Origin of the sequence: Streptomyces sp. S3(2020) (genome assembly GCF_013044505.1) — a bacterium.
Lineage (GTDB): Bacteria > Actinomycetota > Actinomycetes > Streptomycetales > Streptomycetaceae > Streptomyces.
This window is the reverse complement of the sequence record NZ_JABERD010000111.1, coordinates 1-16726: the sequence shown is the minus strand read 5'-3', so window position 1 is coordinate 16726 and position 16726 is coordinate 1. Positions and strand designations below refer to the sequence as shown.

General features: G+C 71.9%; 11 protein-coding genes, 1 pseudogene and 1 riboswitch. Of the genes and pseudogenes, 7 read left to right on the top strand and 5 right to left on the bottom strand.

Annotated features, from left to right (window positions below; all coding sequences use genetic code 11):
• Positions 1 to 3 precede the first annotated feature (3 nt).
• Together HLK59_RS29770 and HLK59_RS29765 are read right to left on the bottom strand one after the other, a co-directional pair.
• Entirely contained in the window at positions 4 to 363 is a 360-nt protein-coding gene (locus tag HLK59_RS29770) for an energy-coupling factor ABC transporter substrate-binding protein (protein WP_171144637.1), read from the bottom strand.
• On the bottom strand, positions 360 to 1097 hold the full coding sequence (locus HLK59_RS29765) for an energy-coupling factor ABC transporter permease (protein ID WP_171144636.1): 738 nt from the start codon (positions 1095 to 1097) through the stop codon (positions 360 to 362). The genes HLK59_RS29770 and HLK59_RS29765 overlap by 4 nt, the downstream gene beginning before the upstream one ends.
• 29 nt (positions 1098 to 1126) lie before the next feature.
• Positions 1127 to 1311: riboswitch (cobalamin riboswitch) on the bottom strand.
• 320 nt (positions 1312 to 1631) lie between these two features.
• Here HLK59_RS29765 and HLK59_RS29760 point away from each other — a divergent pair.
• The 6 genes from HLK59_RS29760 (at position 1632) to HLK59_RS29735 (ending at position 12739) form a co-directional block, all read left to right on the top strand.
• Positions 1632 to 7115 carry a glutamate synthase-related protein gene (locus tag HLK59_RS29760; RefSeq protein WP_171144635.1) on the top strand — a complete coding sequence of 1828 codons (5484 nt, stop codon included), beginning with the start codon at positions 1632 to 1634 and terminating at the stop codon, positions 7113 to 7115.
• A complete protein-coding gene (locus HLK59_RS29755; RefSeq protein WP_171144634.1) occupies positions 7112 to 8830 on the top strand; it encodes a sulfite reductase flavoprotein subunit alpha in 1719 nt (572 codons plus the stop codon). The genes HLK59_RS29760 and HLK59_RS29755 overlap by 4 nt, the downstream gene beginning before the upstream one ends.
• A gap of 2 nt (positions 8831 to 8832) precedes the next feature.
• On the top strand, positions 8833 to 9726 hold the full coding sequence (locus tag HLK59_RS29750; protein ID WP_171144633.1) for a hypothetical protein: 894 nt from the start codon (positions 8833 to 8835) through the stop codon (positions 9724 to 9726).
• A gap of 86 nt (positions 9727 to 9812) precedes the next feature.
• Positions 9813 to 10217, top strand: a complete 405-nt coding sequence (locus HLK59_RS29745) for a hypothetical protein (protein WP_171144632.1) — start codon at positions 9813 to 9815, stop codon at positions 10215 to 10217.
• Positions 10218 to 10318: 101 nt separating this feature from the next.
• On the top strand, positions 10319 to 11494 hold the full coding sequence (locus HLK59_RS29740) for a pyridoxal phosphate-dependent aminotransferase (RefSeq protein WP_171144631.1): 1176 nt from the start codon (positions 10319 to 10321) through the stop codon (positions 11492 to 11494).
• 138 nt (positions 11495 to 11632) lie between these two features.
• A complete protein-coding gene (locus tag HLK59_RS29735; protein WP_171144630.1) occupies positions 11633 to 12739 on the top strand; it encodes an FAD-dependent oxidoreductase in 1107 nt (368 codons plus the stop codon).
• A 62-nt stretch (positions 12740 to 12801) separates the two neighbouring features.
• On the opposite strand, the gene HLK59_RS29730 is transcribed toward HLK59_RS29735, so the two are convergent.
• The 3 genes from HLK59_RS29730 to HLK59_RS29720 form a co-directional block, all read right to left on the bottom strand.
• Complete coding sequence (locus tag HLK59_RS29730) at positions 12802 to 13374, bottom strand: MarR family transcriptional regulator (RefSeq protein WP_171144629.1); 573 nt, start codon at positions 13372 to 13374, stop codon at positions 12802 to 12804.
• Positions 13375 to 13509: 135 nt separating this feature from the next.
• Positions 13510 to 15693 carry a catalase/peroxidase HPI gene (gene katG, locus HLK59_RS29725; protein WP_171144628.1) on the bottom strand — a complete coding sequence of 728 codons (2184 nt, stop codon included), beginning with the start codon at positions 15691 to 15693 and terminating at the stop codon, positions 13510 to 13512.
• A 27-nt stretch (positions 15694 to 15720) separates the two neighbouring features.
• Positions 15721 to 16158 (bottom strand): Fur family transcriptional regulator, encoded by a 438-nt coding sequence (locus tag HLK59_RS29720; protein ID WP_171144627.1) that lies wholly within the window; start codon positions 16156 to 16158, stop codon positions 15721 to 15723.
• Between the two features lie 209 nt (positions 16159 to 16367).
• Here HLK59_RS29720 and HLK59_RS29715 point away from each other — a divergent pair.
• Positions 16368 to 16520 (top strand): annotated as a pseudogene (locus HLK59_RS29715) (sigma factor-like helix-turn-helix DNA-binding protein); the annotation flags it as partial.
• Positions 16521 to 16726 lie beyond the last annotated feature (206 nt).

Genomic DNA, 16726 nt, shown 5'->3' with positions numbered 1-16726 from the left:
GGGTCAGGCCCGTTCGGCGGCGGGCTCGTCCTGGGCGTCCCGGGTCTCCGGCCGGGCCAGGGTCCGCTCCTCACCCTGGCGGCGCCCCCGGTGCAGGCCGAAGTAGTAGGCGAGGACGCCCGCGCCCAGGGCCGCCTGGAGGGCGAACAGGGCCGACTCGATCTCGCCGGACGGCGGTTCGTACAGGGGCGAGAACCAGGGCTCGTAGTCCGGCTCGATCTCGGTGATCGCGGTCTCGGCCTCGGCGTCGGCGCCGGCGAACGGCTCCTCCTTGTGGTCGCCGAGCCCGAGGGCCAGCGGCAGCACGGCGAGCGCCGCCACGACGAACAGCAGCAGGGCGTTGATCTTCGCGTTACGGCTCATCGGGCCACCGCCTCGGTACCGGCCTCGGTCTCTGTCTCGGCCTCGGTCGTCTTCGTTCCGGCCTTCTTCGTACCGGTCAGCAGCACTCCGAGCCGCGTCAGTTCGCCCTTGCTGGACTGCACCAGCAGTCGCATGACGAACACCGTGAGGAGCCCCTCGCTCACCGCGAGCGGGATCTGGGTGACGGCGAAGATGGAGCCGAACTTGCCGAGCGCGCCCAGGAATCCGGTGCCCGGGTCCGGGAAGGCGAGCGCCAGCTGCACGCTGGTGACGCAGTAGGTGGACAGGTCGGCGACGAACGCGCCGAAGAACACCGCGACCATGAGCGGCACGTCGAAACGCCGTAGCAGCCGATAGACGGCGTATCCGGCCCAGGGCCCGACGATGGCCATCGAGAACACGTTGGCGCCGAGCGTGGTCAGCCCGCCGTGGGCGAGCAGCAGCGCCTGGAAGAGCAGGGTGATGGTGCCCAGTACGGCCATGATCGGCGGCCGGAACAGGATCGCGCCCAGTCCTGTGCCGGTGGGGTGGGAGCAACTGCCCGTCACCGAGGGCAGTTTCAGCGCGGACAGGACGAAGGTGAAGGCGCCGGAGGCGCCGAGCAACAGCGTGCTCTCGGGGTGTTCCCTGACCTCACGGGTGAGGGAACGTACTCCGTGGACGACGAACGGGGTGGCCGCGACGCCCCAGGCGACCGCGTGCGCGGGGGGCAGAAAACCCTCGGCTATGTGCATGGCTCAGCAGACCCTCTCCAGCACCTCGTGGATGGTTGACGCGCCTTGGCCGGTCTCCTGGCTCACGGGTCCCACCGCCCTTGCTCCGCCTTCCCGGGCCCAAAGGACCCAGTGGCTGCCCGTGAGGGCCGGAGCAGGACTTCCCGATCACAGTGGCGAGGGCCGCACCGGCATCGCACCGGATTTCCCGTTCACCAAGGCGTGGTGACAGTAATGCCCATGTAAAGGGGCTGGCAAGCGGCTGTGAGGGGCGCGTGGACGGCGCCCGAGGACCAGTCTGCGGACGCCTCGACGCGCTCGGGCGTGCCTCGCCTACCATCACCGGGACGAGGCTCCGACATATGTGCAGGATGCACACTTGCGCATGAGTTAGGTAAGCCTTACCGTTCACAACTGATCCACTCAGGGCCCTGGCCGGAACACCGGCCCCGCCCGCGGCGAGCGCTTCACCGACGCAGCCTGGCCGTCCTTCCCAGCGCCCCCAGGGCCTGGGAGGTGCCCCCAGCCGGAACTCGCCGCTCCCAGGACCCCCACGTGAATCACAGCACCTTCGGTCTGTACGACCCTGCCCTCGACCACAGCGACTGCGGCGTCGGCTTCATCACCCGGCTCGACGGGACCCCGAGCCATGACGTCATCCGCAAGGGCGACGAAGCGCTCCGCGCCATCCCGCACCGCGGCGGCAAGTCGGCCGAGGGCGTCGGGGACGGCGCGGGGGTGAACGTCGACCTGTCGGCGGAGTTCTTCGGCGCGATCACCGGCGAGGAACTGCGCGCGGGGCACTTCGGCGTCGCCAACTGCTTCGTGCCCCTCGACGGCGAACGCCGTGCCGCGGCCGTCGACCTCGTGGGCCGCAGCATCGCCGAGCAGGGCTTCGACCTCCTCCTGGTCCGCGACGTACCCGTCGACCACACCGTCGCCTGCCCCGCCGCCGAGCAGTACCAACTGCCCATCGTGCAGTGGGTGTTCCGCGCGCCCGGACAGTGGCGGCGCACCGACGTCGACACCGCCGCCAACAGCGCCCTGCTCGCCGTCGAGGCCGTCGCCTACGCCGACAGCGACACCTACGCCGGGCTGTACCCGCTCTCCCTCAGCGCGCGGACCCAGGTGCTCAAGGGACGGCTCAACTCCGCGGAGGTCATCGGGTACTTCCGCGACCTGTGCGACCCCCGGCACTCCGTGCGCACGCTCTACTTCCACACCCGGTTCTCCACCAACACCGAGCCGCACCCCACCATGGCCCAGCCGTTCCGGCTCATGGCGCACAACGGCGAGCTCAACACCGACCGCAAGAACCGCCTCAGCGACGAGGCCCTCGCGCGGGCCCGCACCCGCAGCATCGTCCGCCCGCCCGGTCAGTCCGACTCCAGCCGGCTCGACCAGACCCTCCAGAGCCGGGTGTTCGACGACGGGCTCGACCTCGTCGAGGCGGTCGTCTCCCTGATGCCGCCCGCCTGGGAGAACGACCGCACGCTGCCCGCGGCCACCCGGGACATGCTCGAGTACTTCTCCCTGTACGAGGAGAAGAACGACGGCCCCGCGGCCCTCATCTTCAGCGACGGCGACGTCGTCGGCGCCCGCCTCGACCGGCTCGGGCTGCGCCCCCTGCGCACCGTCGAGACCGCCGAGTACCTCATGGTGGCCTCGGAGGCCGGCCAGGTCGCCTTCCCCGACGACGAGGTCGCGCACCGGGGCCGTATCGAGGCCGGCGGCATGCTCGTCGTCGACCACCGCACCGGTCGCCGGATGCGCACCCGCGAGGTGCTGGACGCCCTCGCCGCGCGCCGGCCGTACAGCGAACTGCTCACCTCCGCCCGGGTGAACCTCGACGACCTGCCCGCCCCCGACTACTACCGCGGCACCACGACGCTCGGCTACGACGGCGACCTGACCCTCGCCGGGCGGTACGTGGCGTACTCGCTGAACCAGGAGAGCTTCCGGTTCATGCTCGACCCGATGCTCGCCGACGGGTCGGAGCGGATCTCCGCGATGGGCTACGGCAACGCCATCAACGCGCTCAGCGACACCGAGGGCGGCATGGCGAAGTACTTCTCGCAGCGCTTCGCCCAGGTCACCAACCCGCCGCTGGACAGCATCCGCGAGGCCGACGGCATGAGCATGCGGGTCGCGCTCGGGCCGAAGCCGGACGGGGCCCTGCGAAGCAGCGGACGCCAGCTCGTCGTGTCCTCGCCGGTGCTCGGACACCTCGACATGGTCCGGCTGCGCGACCAGTGGATCGTGCCGCTGGAGCGGTTCGCCATGCTCTACGAGCCGGTCACCGGCGACGAGACCGCCAACGCCGACGCCCTGCGCACCGCGCTCCGGCGACTCTGCGACGACGTCGAGCGGTTCGCCGCGCAAGGGGGCGGCATCGCCGTCCTCACCGACCGGGCCGTCTCCTCCACCCGCGCCCCGCTGCCCGTGATCCTCGCCGTGGCCGCCGTCAACCAGCGGCTCATCGAGACCGGGCTGCGGCTGCGGGCCTCACTCGTCGCGGAGAGCGGCCAGCTGGCGTCCTCGCACCATGTGGCGACCGCGCTCGGCTTCGGCGCCTCCGCCGTCTACAGCCTCAGCGCACGGCTGCGCGCCGAGGAGAAGTTCCCGAGCGCGGCCGCCCCCGCGGGGGAGATCACCGCGACCGACCGGGCGTTGGCGAAGTTCCGCAAGGCGGCCGAGAAGTCCCTCGCCAAGACCATGGGCCGGGTCGGGCTGTGCACCGCCGAGAGCTACATCGGCGGAGAGTTCTTCGAACCGAACTACCTCGACACCCGCGACGACGTCTTCGCCCGGACCTTCCCGCACATGCAGGCCCCGGTCGGCGGTGTCGGGTTCGCCCGGATCGCGCAGGCCGCCACGGACTGGCACGAGCGGGCCCGTACGGTCGGGGGCGAGCAGCAGATCCCGCTGCTCGGGCTGTTCAAGGAGCGGTCGGACGGCGCCGGGCACTCCTTCGGGGTCACGGCCGTGCGCGGCTTCGGCGACATGGTCGAGGAACGGCCGGAGTTCGGGAAGCCGGAGGACTCCGACGCGCTGCGGCTGCTCACCCTCGGCCAGCTCGACGACGCGTTCGGCATCACCGACGCCGCGTACCGCAACACCGGCTACGACGCGCTCAGCGACGCCGAGATCGACGCGTTCCGGATCACCCCCGGATACCGCGCCTTCCTGCGGACCACGCACGAGGAGCGGTCGCGCCGGCCGGCCGCGCTGCGGGACGTGCTCGCGCTGCCCGCCGACGTCACCGGACTGCGGACGGCCGAGGACTTCGCCCGGGAGCTGGGCCGCTTCTCGACGGACGGGAACGCGAGCGTCACCGTCCGGGGCGCCGTCGTCTCCCGCACGGACGAGGGCACCTTCCGACTGCGCCTGGCCGCACCGGACCTGGAGCGCCACACCGCCCTCGCCGAGGGGCTCGCGCACCTGGGCGAGGAGATCCTCGCGGTGGCGCCCGACGGCATCGAGGTCACCGGCCCCGTCGCCCGCCTCCTCGCCAACGCCCCCGCCAGCGTGGCCCTCGACGACGTCCAGCCCGCGCACGAGATCACCCGCTCCCTCGCCTCCGGCGCCATGAGCCACGGAGCGCTCGTGGCCACCGCCCACGAGGCCGTCGCACACGGCACCAACATGGTCGGCGGCATGTCCAACAGCGGTGAGGGCGGCGAACACCACACCCGGTACGGCACCATCCGAGGCTCCCGCATCAAGCAGTTCGCGTCCGGCCGGTTCGGCATCTGGGCGGGCTATCTCGCCGACCCGATGCTCGAAGAACTGGAGATCAAGATCGGGCAGGGCGCGAAGCCCGGCGAGGGCGGCCAGCTGCCCGCGCCGAAGGTCACCGTCGACATCGCCGCCGCGCGCGGCGGCACCCCGGGCATCGAACTGATCTCCCCGCCCCCGCACCACGACACGTACTCCATCGAGGACCTCGCCCAGCTCATCCACGACTGCAAGGCCGCCCGGGTCCGCGTCATCGTCAAGCTGGTCTCCTCCGAGGGCATCGGCACCATCGCGGTCGGTGTCGCCAAGGCCGGCGCGGACGTCATCAACGTCGCCGGGAACACCGGCGGCACCGGCGCCGCCGCCGTCACCAGCCTCAAGTACGCCGGACGCTCGGCGGAGATCGGCGTCGCCGAGGTCCACCAGGCGCTCGTCGCCAACGGGCTGCGCCAGAAGGTCGTCCTGCGCTGCTCCGGCGCGCACCAGACCGGCAGCGACGTCGTCACCTCGGCGCTCCTCGGCGGCGACAGCTTCGAGTTCGGTACGACCGCCCTGATGATGCTCGGCTGCGTCATGGCGAAGAACTGCAACGTGAAGTGTCCCGCCGGCCTCACCACGAACCCCGAGGTCTTCGAGGGCGACCCGCGCGCGCTGGCCCAGTACCTGCTCAACATCGCCCACGACGTACGGCAGATCCTCGCCCGCCTCGGTCTGCGCTCGCTGCGCGAGGCCCGGGGCCGCACGGACCTCCTCCAGCTCCTCGACCACCCGGCGAGCGTCGGCCGCCTCGACGTGCGCCGGCTGCTGGCGAGCGTGCCCGAGAAGACCGTCGCGGACCCGGAGTACCTGGAGAAGGACTTCACCACCGACGACGCCCTCATCGAGCGGGTGCGGGCGGCGCTCCTGGAGCGGCGCGAACCGTCCCTGCTCGTCGAGGGCGTCCACCTCGGCAACAGCGACAAGTCGGTGGGCGGGCAGCTGAGCATCGACATCGAGCGGCTGCTCAACCACGGTTTTGAGGAGACGGTCCCGGCCGTCACCACCGACGACCGCGGCCGCCGCCGCCTCGTCGACGACGCGGTCCGCATCCGCACCACCGGCTCCGCCGGACAGTCGTACGGCGTCTTCTGCAACGACGGCATCACCCTCGAACACACCGGCACCGCCAACGACGGTGTCGGCAAGAGCCAGAGCGGCGGCCGGATCATCGTGCGCGCTCCCGGCGGGGGCAGCGCCGAACGCGGCGGCAACGTGCTCATCGGCAACTTCGCGCTGTTCGGCGCGACCGGCGGGCGGACGTTCGTGCAGGGCGAGGCCGGTGACCGGTTCGCGGTGCGCAACTCCGGGGCGACCGCGGTCGTCGAGGGCGTCGGCGACTTCGGCTGCGAGTACATGACCGGCGGCACCGTGCTCAACCTCGGCGGCTTCGGCAAGGGCCTCGGCAACGGCATGAGCGGCGGGTTCCTGTACCAGTACGACCCCTCCGGCGAGCTGGCCGGACGGGTGAGCGCCGACTCGCTGCTGGTGTTCCCGGTGACCGACACCGCGCGCGGCGCCTTCCACGAGGAGGCCGTACGCCTGCTGCTGGCCTGGCACGCCGAGGCCACCGGTTCCGAGCTGGCGGCCCGGCTCCTGCACGACTGGGACTCCGAGCGCCGGCACATGTACTGCGGGATGCCCCGCGCGCTGCTGCTCTACCAGGACTCCACGGAGATCCTCGCCGCGGCCACCCGCTCCCAGCTCCTCGACGAACTGGCGACCTCCATCGCGACGGACAAGCTCCGCGCGTTCAAGGTCGACTACCGCGACCGCCGCACCGTGCTCGGCGGCCGGGCCCCGGCCTTCGGCGACCAGGGCGGTGACGACATGTTCTCGCTGCTGTCCTCGTACACGGTGCTCGGCGTCGCGCAGGACCTCGCGCTCCAGCGGGTGCCGGGCGCGAGCGGCCCGGAGGACCCACGCATCGCGGAGGCGGTGCGCAACCTCGTGCTCACCGAGGACTTCTTCGTCAAGCAGCGCGTGGTGAAGTACCTGCGGGGCACCCTGGACCGCTTCGACGACGGCGAGCTCGCCACCCTCATCGCGATCAAGCGCCTCGACGACTACAAGCGCGCGCTCAAGCAGCGCAACAACCTCAGCGTGGACGCCCCCGGCACCTACGGCTGGATCATCCACCAGACCACCAAGAACGCCGGTCGCGTCCGCGCCGCCCGGTTCGACGAACTGCTCGCGAACGCCGCCCTGGAGGACATCGCCTCCCGCCGCGCCCCGCAGGCCCCGACCGAGGCGGTGACCGCATGACCGTCATGCCCCCGACCGGATCCCTCATCCCGGCCGACGCGCCCTTCTCCGCCCAGCAGGAGTCCTGGCTCGCCGGGTTCATCGCCGGCATCGCGGCCGCCGGACGCCGCGACAGCGCCGGCACCGACGCGCCCGCGGCCACCGTCGACGTACTGATCGGCACCCAGACCGGCAACGCCGAACTCGTCGCCGACGACATCGTCGCCGGAGCCCGCGCCCGCGGCCTCGGCGGCCGGGCCACCGCCCTCGACGACGTCACCCCCGAGGCGCTCGCCGCGATGTCCCACGTCATCGTCGTCACCTCGACGTACGGCGAGGGCGAGATGCCCGACAACGCCGGCCTCTTCTGGGAGGCGCTCCAGTCCGACACGGCCCCGCGCCTCGAAGGCGTGCGCTACTCGGTCCTCGGGCTCGGCGACCGGGGCTACGACGACTTCTGCCAGGCCGCCAAGCTCATCGACACCCGTCTGGAACAGCTCGGGGCGACCCGGCTGCACGAACGCGTCGACTGCGACGTGGACTTCGAGGAGCCCGCGGCGCAGTGGACGGCGGCGGTCCTGGACCTGGTCGCCGCCGAGACCGGCGCGAAGGGCACGGGCGGCGCCGCGCAGGCACCGAAGAAGCCCCGCTCCCAGTGGAACAAGCGCACTCCCTACCCGTCCCGGCTCGCCACCAACCGGCTCCTGTCCGCCCCGCACAGCGCGAAGGAGATCCGCCACTACGAGTTCGACCTCGGCGACAGCGGCATCACCTACGAGGCGGGCGACGCGCTGGCCGTCGTACCGGTGAACGACGGCGCCCTGGTCGGAGCGCTGCTGGAGCACCTGGGCGCGGGCGACGACCGGGAGAGCGCCGAACTCCTGCGCACCGAACGCGAGATCCGCACCCCGTCGAAGGAACTGATCGCCGACCTCGTCGAGCGGGCCCCCGCGAGCGAGCTGGCCTCGGTCGTCGCCCACGGCGACCGCTCCGACCTCGACTCCTGGCTCTGGGGCCGGGACGTGCTCGACCTGCTCCGGGACGCCGGGCCCAAGGCGCCCTCGCTCGCCGAACTCCTGCCGTTCCTGCGGCCGTTGCAGGCCCGCCAGTACTCGATCTCGTCGAGCCCGCTCGCCCACCCGGGCAGCGTCCACCTCACCGTCGCGTCCGTGCGCTACGACAGGTACGAGGGCGTGGCGTCGACCTACCTGGCGGATCGGGTCGGCGCGGACGCGACCGTGGGCGTCTACCTCCAGCCGAACGCAGCCTTCAGCGTCCCGGCCGACGACGACGCCCCGATGGTCATGATCGGCCCCGGCACGGGCATCGCCCCGTTCCGCGGCTTCCTGCACGAGCGGGCCGCGCGCGGGGCCGCCGGGCGCAACTGGCTGTTCTTCGGCGACCAGCACCGCGAGACCGACTTCGTCTACGAGGACGAGCTGACCGAGCTCCGACAGCGCGGTGTGCTCACCGAGTTGGACCTCGCCTTCTCCCGCGACCAGGCCGCGAAGATCTACGTGCAGACGCGCATGCGGGAACGCTCGCGCGAGCTGTACGCGTGGCTGGAGGAGGGCGCGCACCTCTACGTCTGCGGTGACGCCTCCCGGATGGCGAAGGACGTCGAGACGGCCCTGCTGGGCGTCATCGCCGAGCAGCGCGGACGCGGGGACGACGACGCCGCGGAGTACCTCGCGGATCTGCGCCGGGCCAAGCGCTACGTACGGGACGTGTACTGAGCATGACGGACCAGCACGGTTGCGCGTTCGAGGGCTGCTGCCCCAGGCGGCCCACCAGCGCGCGGCTGATCGACCCCCGCATGCCGGAACTGGCGCGCTGCCTGACGCTCTTCCAGTACGTCCAGGCCGTCACCGGAGGCCCGGTCGCGCGCATCGACCAGGCCGGCAGCTACGCGGTCCCGAGCCTGCGCGGCGACGCCTTCGCCGTGCACCCGGGCGAGATCGCGCTGCGCCTCGACGCGGGCGGCGTGGACACGGCCGTGGTCGCGCGGGACGAGGGCTCGGTCGCCGTGCGCCTCCTCGATGCGGCGGGCCGGATCGTGCACGAGGGGCGGCTGCTCTCCGACGGGGACCGCCTGCTGGCCGGGCTCACCCCCACCATCGGCGCCGGGTCGACGCCCGGCGAACCTGCCAGGGTCCCCGACGTACCGGCGTGGGAGAGCGGCGACCAGCTCGCGCAGCTCGACGCGGTCCTCGTGGACGGCGGGCTCGCCCGGCGCGCGGCGTTCGACCGGTACCGGGGCGAGCACCGGGACATCGACGTCGATGTCGTGCCCGCGGTGCTCGACCACGTCTGTTCCGTCGGACTGCCGATCGGCGTCGCGGTGTTCGCCCCGTCCGTCATGCAGGCCTGCGGCGGCCGGGTCCACGTCACCGACCGGACCGCCGGCGGGCGGGTGTTCGCGGCGATCGCGGAGAGTTCGGTGGAGATCGACCTCGCGGGTGTCCGGGCCTGCCGGCTCGTCCGTTCCACGGCGGCGCACGGCCCGACCTCGGCACTCGAACTCGACGACGCGCAGGGCCGCTGCGTCGCGGTCGTCACCCAGTTCGGGATCGTGGGGGAGCAGGTGCACGCGGCGTGGGAGCACCTCGCGGCGTCACTGCCCGACGCGTAGCCGGGGCCCCCGAAATTCAGGATCAACTTCCTTTGTCCTCAGGTAAGTTCGGGCGCGACCAGTTGTTCGAAGAGAGGAACGCTGTCTTGCGCACGCCCCATCGCCGACTGACGTCCGTCCTCGGGATCGCCGCGGCCTCCGCGTCGGCGCTCGCCCTGGGCATCGCCCCGGCCCAGGCCGCCGGCGAGGTCTACGAGGCCTCCAACTCCATCATCTCGTCGAACGTCACCGCGAAGACGTACTTCGCCGCCGACGACGAGATCCTCACCGCTCTCGACATGAAGAAGGACGGCCACGGCACGGCCGCCCAGTGGCGGTACAACTCCAGCTCCGCCACTCACTCGTACTACAACGGCTACGGCTACGCCGTCGCCCACGACTGGAACCTGTCCTTCGCCGAGGGCACCACGCTCCAGATCCGCGCCTGTCTCCAGGAAGGCTCCGACGGTACGCCGTACAGCTGCGGCGGCTGGGAGTACGCCAAGGCCTGACGGCCGGGGAGCAGTGAACAGGGGCGGGCCAGCGGGCCCGCCTCTTTCGCGACGGCTTAGGGTCGAGGCGTTCCGTCCCTCGTCGAGCCGGAGGTCGCCGCATGCGGATCTCGCAGCGGGCCGAGTCCGTCGCCCCGTTCTACGCCATGGAGTTCGGCAAGCACGCCGCCGCCCTGGAGGCCCAGGGCCAGCACGTCGTCAAGCTCAGCCTCGGGGAGCCCGACTTCGGCGCGCCCCCGGCCGTCGTCGAGGCAATGCGCACGGCCATGGACGGGCGGCCCATGAGCTACACCGAGGCGCTCGGGATGCCCTCCCTGCGGCAGACGATCGCGCGGTTCTACGGGGAGCGGCACGGCGTCGACGTCGACCCGGGCCGAGTCGTCGTGACCGCCGGGGCCTCGGCCGCCCTGGTGCTGGGCGCGGCCGCGCTCGTCGACCCCGGGGACGAGGTGCTGATCGGCGACCCGTCCTACCCCTGCAACCGGCAGATCATGGAGAGCTTCGGCGCCCGGGTCACCCTCGTCCCGACCGGCGCGGCCTCCCGCTTCCAGCTGGACGCGGCCTCCGTGCGGTCGCACTGGACGGACGACACCCGCGGGATCATGGTCGCCACCCCGTCCAACCCGACCGGCACCTCGGTCCCGGGCGACGAACTGGCCGCACTGTGCGACCTCGCCCGGGAGCGGGACGCCTGGCGGATCGTCGACGAGATCTACCTCGACCTCGGCGACCACGACGACCAGGACCGGCCGCCGCGCAGCGCGCTGTCGTACGACCCCGACGCCGTCGTCATCAACAGCTTCTCCAAGTACTTCGGCATGACCGGCTGGCGGCTCGGCTGGTGCGTCGTCCCCGAGATCCTCGTACCGGCGCTGGAACGCCTCGCCCAGAACTACTTCCTCTGCGCCTCGACCCCCGCCCAGCACGCCGCCCTCGCCTGCTTCACCCCCGAGTCCCTCGCCGTCTGCGAGGAGCGGCGCGCCGAGTTCGGGCGCCGGCGCGCGCTCGTCCTCGACGGCCTGGCGCAGCTCGGACTGCCGGTCCCGGTGCCGCCCGACGGGGCGTTCTACGTCTACTTCGACGTCAGCGGCACCGGGCTCACCTCGTGGGAGTTCTGCGCCCGTGCCCTCCAGGAGGCGCATGTCGCGCTCACACCGGGCCGGGACTTCGGGGTGGGCACGGCCCAGACGCACGTACGGCTGTCGTACGCGGCCTCCGCCGGCGAACTGCACGAGGGGATCGCCCGGTTGGGGAAGTTCGTCGCGGCACTGCGGTAGCGGCTCGCTTCACGGAACGCACACATGGATTCCCCAGTAGCTTTAAAGTTCAAGCGATAGGCTCTTCGCCAGTCGAGTGGGGGCGACGGAGCCCACGCGCCGCGCTGCTCACTTCCCCCACAGGCACAGGAGAGTCGTGTGAGCGACGGCGACGTAGTGGTGATCGGCGGCGGCTACGCGGGAGTCCGCCTGGCGAAAAAACTGGACGCGACGGCACGGGTCACGCTGGTGGACCGCAAAGAGGTCTTCTTCCACCGCATAGCCTCCCTGCGCGCCGGGATCCGGCCGGAGTGGTCGGTGACGCCGTTCATCCCGTACGACCGGCTGCTGAGCGGCGGCCGCGTGGTGCTCGGCAAGGCGCTGCGCATCGACACGGAGGCCCGGCAGGTCGTCCTGGCGACGGGGGAGCGGCTGCCGTACGACGTGGTGGTGATCGCCACCGGCGCCGACTACCCCGAGCCGGCCCGCTTCAACGGCACCACCCCGGACGAGGCGGTGAAGGCCTTCGCCGGGCACCAGCAGGCGGTCGCCCGTGCCGGGCACGTCCTCGTCGTCGGCGGCGGGCCCTCCGGTGTCGAGCTCAGCGCGGAGATACGGCTGGCCCGACCGGACGCCCGCGTCACCCTGGCCCACTCCGGGGCGGCGCTGCTGCACGGCACGGGCAGCGAGCGGGCCGGACGGAAGGCGCTGGCCTGGCTGGAGGCGCACGACGTGCAGGTACGGCTGAACTCCTTCATGTCGCCCGGCTTCGACTTCGGCACCTATCGCGACGCGCACGGCAACGTCCTGGAGGCCGACCTCTCCTTCTGGGCGACCGGCACCACCCCCAACACACTCTGGCTGCGCCTCGGCGGCCACGGCGACTGGCTGAACTACTCCGGGCACGTCAAGGTCGACCGCACGCTCCGGGTCGCCGGGCACCCGGACGTCTTCGCGGTCGGCGACGTCAACGACGCCACCGAGCTGAAGATCACCCCCGCCGCGCTCGCCCAGGCCGACCTCGCGGTCCACAACATCCGCGCCCACCTCCACAGCTCCGGCAGGCACCGCAAGGAACCCCGCTTCTACCGGCCGATCCAGCGCCTCCCCCTCATCGTCCCCTTCGGCGCGGCCGACGGCATGACCCTGCTGCCGGTACCGGGCGGGGAGAGCGCGGTGCTGGGCGGGCGGACGGCGGTGCTGGCGAAGGCGAAGACGTTGATGACGCCTTATATGCGGCGGCAGTTGGGGTACACGGCGGCGTGAGGCGGCCGAGCCGCCGAGCCGCCAAGCCGTCGAGTGGCTGAGTGGCCGGGTGGCCAGGGGGCTCAGCCTTTTGCCCGGCGTCCGCTCCGCCTCGGCGCCGGGGCCGAGCCGTCCAGGAGTTCCAGGCGGCGTTCCTCGCCGTTCTCCTCGACCTGGAGCACGACCCGGCGCAGACCGTCGGCGAGGTCGCGGCACTCCTCGCCGGTGAGGCGGGAGGCGACGAAGGCCTCCTCCTGGTTGAAGGCGGGGAACAGCCGCTGCATCAGCGCCTCGCCCTCCTCGGTGAGGCTGAGCAGCACCAGACGGCCGTCGGAGGGGTGACCGGCCCGCTTGAGCAGCCCGCGGCCCTCCAGCGTGCGCGAGACCCCGGTCAGCGTCCCCTTGGAGATGCCCGCCTCCTCCGCGACATGCCGGGTCTCCGACTCGCCCCACACCCACACCACCCACAGCACGACGAACGCCGTCCAGGTGAGGTCGGCGCCGCGCAGCACGGAGTTCTCCAGGTGCTGACGTACCGCCGAGGCGGCGCGGTGGATGTTGGCGACCACCGCCATCTGATCGCGGTGGATCGGGATCCCCCCGAGCTTCGCCGCCGCCAGTTTCTCCGCTTCGGTGATGGACCGCTGGCCGGGCACAGGCAGGCTCCTTTGATCGTTCGGACTCAAATTGTACGAGGCCACAAGGCACCCGCGGGGAAACGGGGAACGCCCCGGCCGACCCGTGAGGGCCGACCGGGGCGTCCCGGTGATCGGATCGGACTCGGATCCGGCTCAGACCAGGTCGAAGCGGTCCGCGTTCGACACCTTGACCCACGCCGCGACGAAGTCCTTCACGAACTTCTCCTTCGCGTCGTCGCTCGCGTAGACCTCGGCGATCGCGCGGAGCTCGGAGTTCGAGCCGAACACGAGGTCGGCACGCGTGCCGGTCCACTTGACCGCGCCCGAGGCGTCACGGGCCTCGAAGTGGTTCTGGTCCTCGGACGTCGACTTCCACTCCGTGCCCAGGTCGAGCAGGTTGGCGAAGAAGTCGTTGGTGAGGACACCGGGGGTGTCGGTGAGGACACCGAGGGACGTCCCGCCGTGGTTGGCGCCGAGGACGCGCAGACCGCCCACGAGGACGGTCAGCTCGGGGGCGCTCAGACCGAGCAGGTTCGCCCTGTCGAGCAGCAGGTACTCGGCCGGGAGGCGGTTGCCCTTGCCCTGGTAGTTGCGGAAGCCGTCCGCGGACGGCTCGAGGGCGGCGAACGACTCGGCGTCCGTGTGCTCCTCGGTGGCGTCGACACGACCGCCGGTGAACGGCACCTCGACGGCGTGACCGGCGTCCTTGGCGGCCTTCTCCACCGCGGCGGCACCGCCGAGGACGATCAGGTCGGCCAGGGAGACCTTCTTGGCGCCGGAGTTGAACTCCGCCTGGACGCCCTCCAGGACACGCAGCACCTGGGCCAGCTCGTCGGGCTGGTTGACCTCCCAGCCGGCCTGCGGCTGGAGACGGATGCGGGCACCGTTGGCACCGCCGCGCTTGTCGCTGGAGCGGAACGTGGACGCGGACGCCCACGCGGTCGACACCAGCTGCGAGACGGTCAGACCCGAGGCGAGCAGCTTGGCCTTGAGGGCCGTGACGTCGGCGGCGTCGATGGCCTCGCCCTCGGCCTGCGGCAGCGGGTCCTGCCACAGCAGGGTCTCCGCCGGCACCTCCGGGCCGAGGTACAGGGACTTCGGGCCCAGGTCACGGTGGGTCAGCTTGTACCAGGCGCGGGAGAAGGCGTCCGCGAACTGGTCGGGGTTCTCGTGGAAGCGCTTGGAGATCTCGCCGTAGATCGGGTCGAAACGCAGCGAGAGGTCCGTGGTGAGCATCGTCGGGAGCTTCTTGGAGTCGCTGTGGGCGTCGGGGATGATCGCCTGCGCGTCCTTGGCCACCCACTGGTTGGCGCCGGCGGGGGACTGGGTCAGCTCCCACTCGTAGCCGAAGAGGATGTCGAAGAAGTCGTTGCTCCACTGGGTCGGCTTGGTGGTCCAGGTGACCTCCAGGCCGGACGTGATGGCGTCGCCGCCCTTGCCGCTGCCGTAGGTGCTGGCCCAGCCGAGGCCCTGGGCCTCGATCGGGGCGGCCTCGGGGTCGGCGCCGACCAGGTCCGCGTCGCCCGCGCCGTGGGTCTTGCCGAAGGTGTGACCACCGGCGATGAGGGCGACGGTCTCCTCGTCGTTCATCGCCATCCGGCGGAAGGTCTCGCGGATGTCGCGGGCCGCGGCGATCGGGTCCGGGTTGCCGTTGGGGCCCTCCGGGTTGACGTAGATGAGGCCCATCTGGACGGCGCCGAGCGGGCTCTCCAGCTCACGGTCGCCGCTGTAGCGCTGGTCGTCGAGCCAGGTGGTCTCGGGACCCCAGTACACGTCCTCGTCGGCCTCCCAGACGTCGGCGCGGCCGCCGCCGAAGCCGAAGGTCGTGAAGCCCATCGTCTCCAGCGCCACGTTGCCCGTGAGGATCATGAGGTCGGCCCAGGAGATGGACTGGCCGTACTTCTTCTTGACCGGCCACAGCAGACGGCGGGCCTTGTCCAGGTTGCCGTTGTCCGGCCAGCTGTTCAGCGGCGCGAAGCGCTGCTGGCCACGGCCGCCACCGCCGCGGCCGTCACTGATGCGGTAGGTGCCGGCGCTGTGCCAGGCCATCCGGATCATCAGCGGGCCGTAGTTGCCGAAGTCCGCCGGCCACCAGTCCTGCGAGGTGGTGAGGATCTCGGCGATGTCCTGCTTGACGGCGGCCAGGTCGAGGTTGCCGAACGCCTCGGCGTAGTCGAAGTCCGCACCGAGCGGGTTCGCGACGACCGGGTCCTTCGCGAGGATCTTCAGGTTGAGCCGCTCCGGCCACCACTGACGGTTTCCGCCACCCTGGGTGGGGTGTGCGGCGCGCTCGTGCGCGACCGGGCATTTACCTTCAGCGGCGCTGTTCTCGGACATGAGGGGAATTCCTTCCGGGTTTGGTGCTCAAGCCTTGCGGGCGGTGGAACAGGTGGGGCACAGGCCCCAGTAGATGACCTCGGCCTCGTCGATCGCGAAGCCCCGGTCGTCGGAGGCGGTCAGACAGGGCGCGTGCCCGACCGCGCAGTCGACGTCGACGACAGCCGTGCACTCCCGGCAGACCAGGTGGTGGTGGTTGTCGCCGACCCGGCCCTCGTACCGGGCGGGGCTGCCCGGTGGCTCGATACGGCGGACGAGTCCCGCCGCGGTGAGCGCGTGGAGGGCGTCGTAGACGGCTTGCACTGATATGTGGCCGACCCGGTCCCGGACCCCGGAGGTGAGGGCGTCGGCCCCGAGGTGGTCACCGGCGCGGACGGTCTCCAGGAGCGCGACGCGGGCGGCCGTCACCCGCAGGCCGGCCCCCCGCAGATCTCCTGCGGTGGTCGGAGGCTGCGGTGAAGTCATGGGGCCAACCTACCCCCACAAACACGAATGGTTCAAGAAATGGATTCGTTCCAAGTCTGTGTCGTGTCGTGTTGCCGCGCGTTCGCCTTCCCGTCGCCCGCGCGACGCCGCGACACGGGCCCGCTCGTGCGTCCGGATCACGCATCACCGCAGGAAGAGGGGGCGGTCATGGGCGCGAAGCCATCCGGTCCGTGCCGCGGGGCGGGGGCACCCAGCTCCTCGGCCTGCCCTACCCGGAGGCGGCCGCCCTGAGCCACTGCCCCGTGGGAACGGTCCGCTCCCGGGTGGCTCGGGCCCGGGCCCGGGAGACGCTGCTGACCCTGCTGGCGGACGCGGACGGGCCCGCGATGCTGATGGCCTGAGCGCGGGGTCGCCGGCGCCGGTCGGCAGGACGAGGTCCGGCGCCCGGACGCACCGGCTGGTGGCGCTGCCGGGACCGGGAAAGACGGGTCGGTGACCGGGGCCGGGACGGCGGGCCGCTGGTCCCCGGCGGGAGGGCGCGCACGGTCGCCCGCCCGCCCCAGGCCGCACCCCCGGGACCGCGGCGACACGGGCCCCCGCTACACAA

Bases quoted from the DNA above. Each gene is read 5' to 3' on its own strand.
- HLK59_RS29765 (WP_171144636.1), bottom strand. From the start codon at position 1,097: ATGCACATAGCCGAGGGTTTTCTGCCCCCCGCGCACGCGGTCGCCTGG.
- HLK59_RS29755 (WP_171144634.1), top strand. From the start codon at position 7,112: ATGACCGTCATGCCCCCGACCGGATCCCTCATCCCGGCCGACGCGCCC.
- HLK59_RS29720 (WP_171144627.1), bottom strand. From the start codon at position 16,158: ATGACTTCACCGCAGCCTCCGACCACCGCAGGAGATCTGCGGGGGGCC.
- katG (WP_171144628.1), bottom strand. From the start codon at position 15,693: ATGTCCGAGAACAGCGCCGCTGAAGGTAAATGCCCGGTCGCGCACGAG.
- HLK59_RS29750 (WP_171144633.1), top strand. From the start codon at position 8,833: ATGACGGACCAGCACGGTTGCGCGTTCGAGGGCTGCTGCCCCAGGCGG.
- HLK59_RS29770 (WP_171144637.1), bottom strand. From the start codon at position 363: ATGAGCCGTAACGCGAAGATCAACGCCCTGCTGCTGTTCGTCGTGGCG.
- HLK59_RS29740 (WP_171144631.1), top strand. From the start codon at position 10,319: ATGCGGATCTCGCAGCGGGCCGAGTCCGTCGCCCCGTTCTACGCCATG.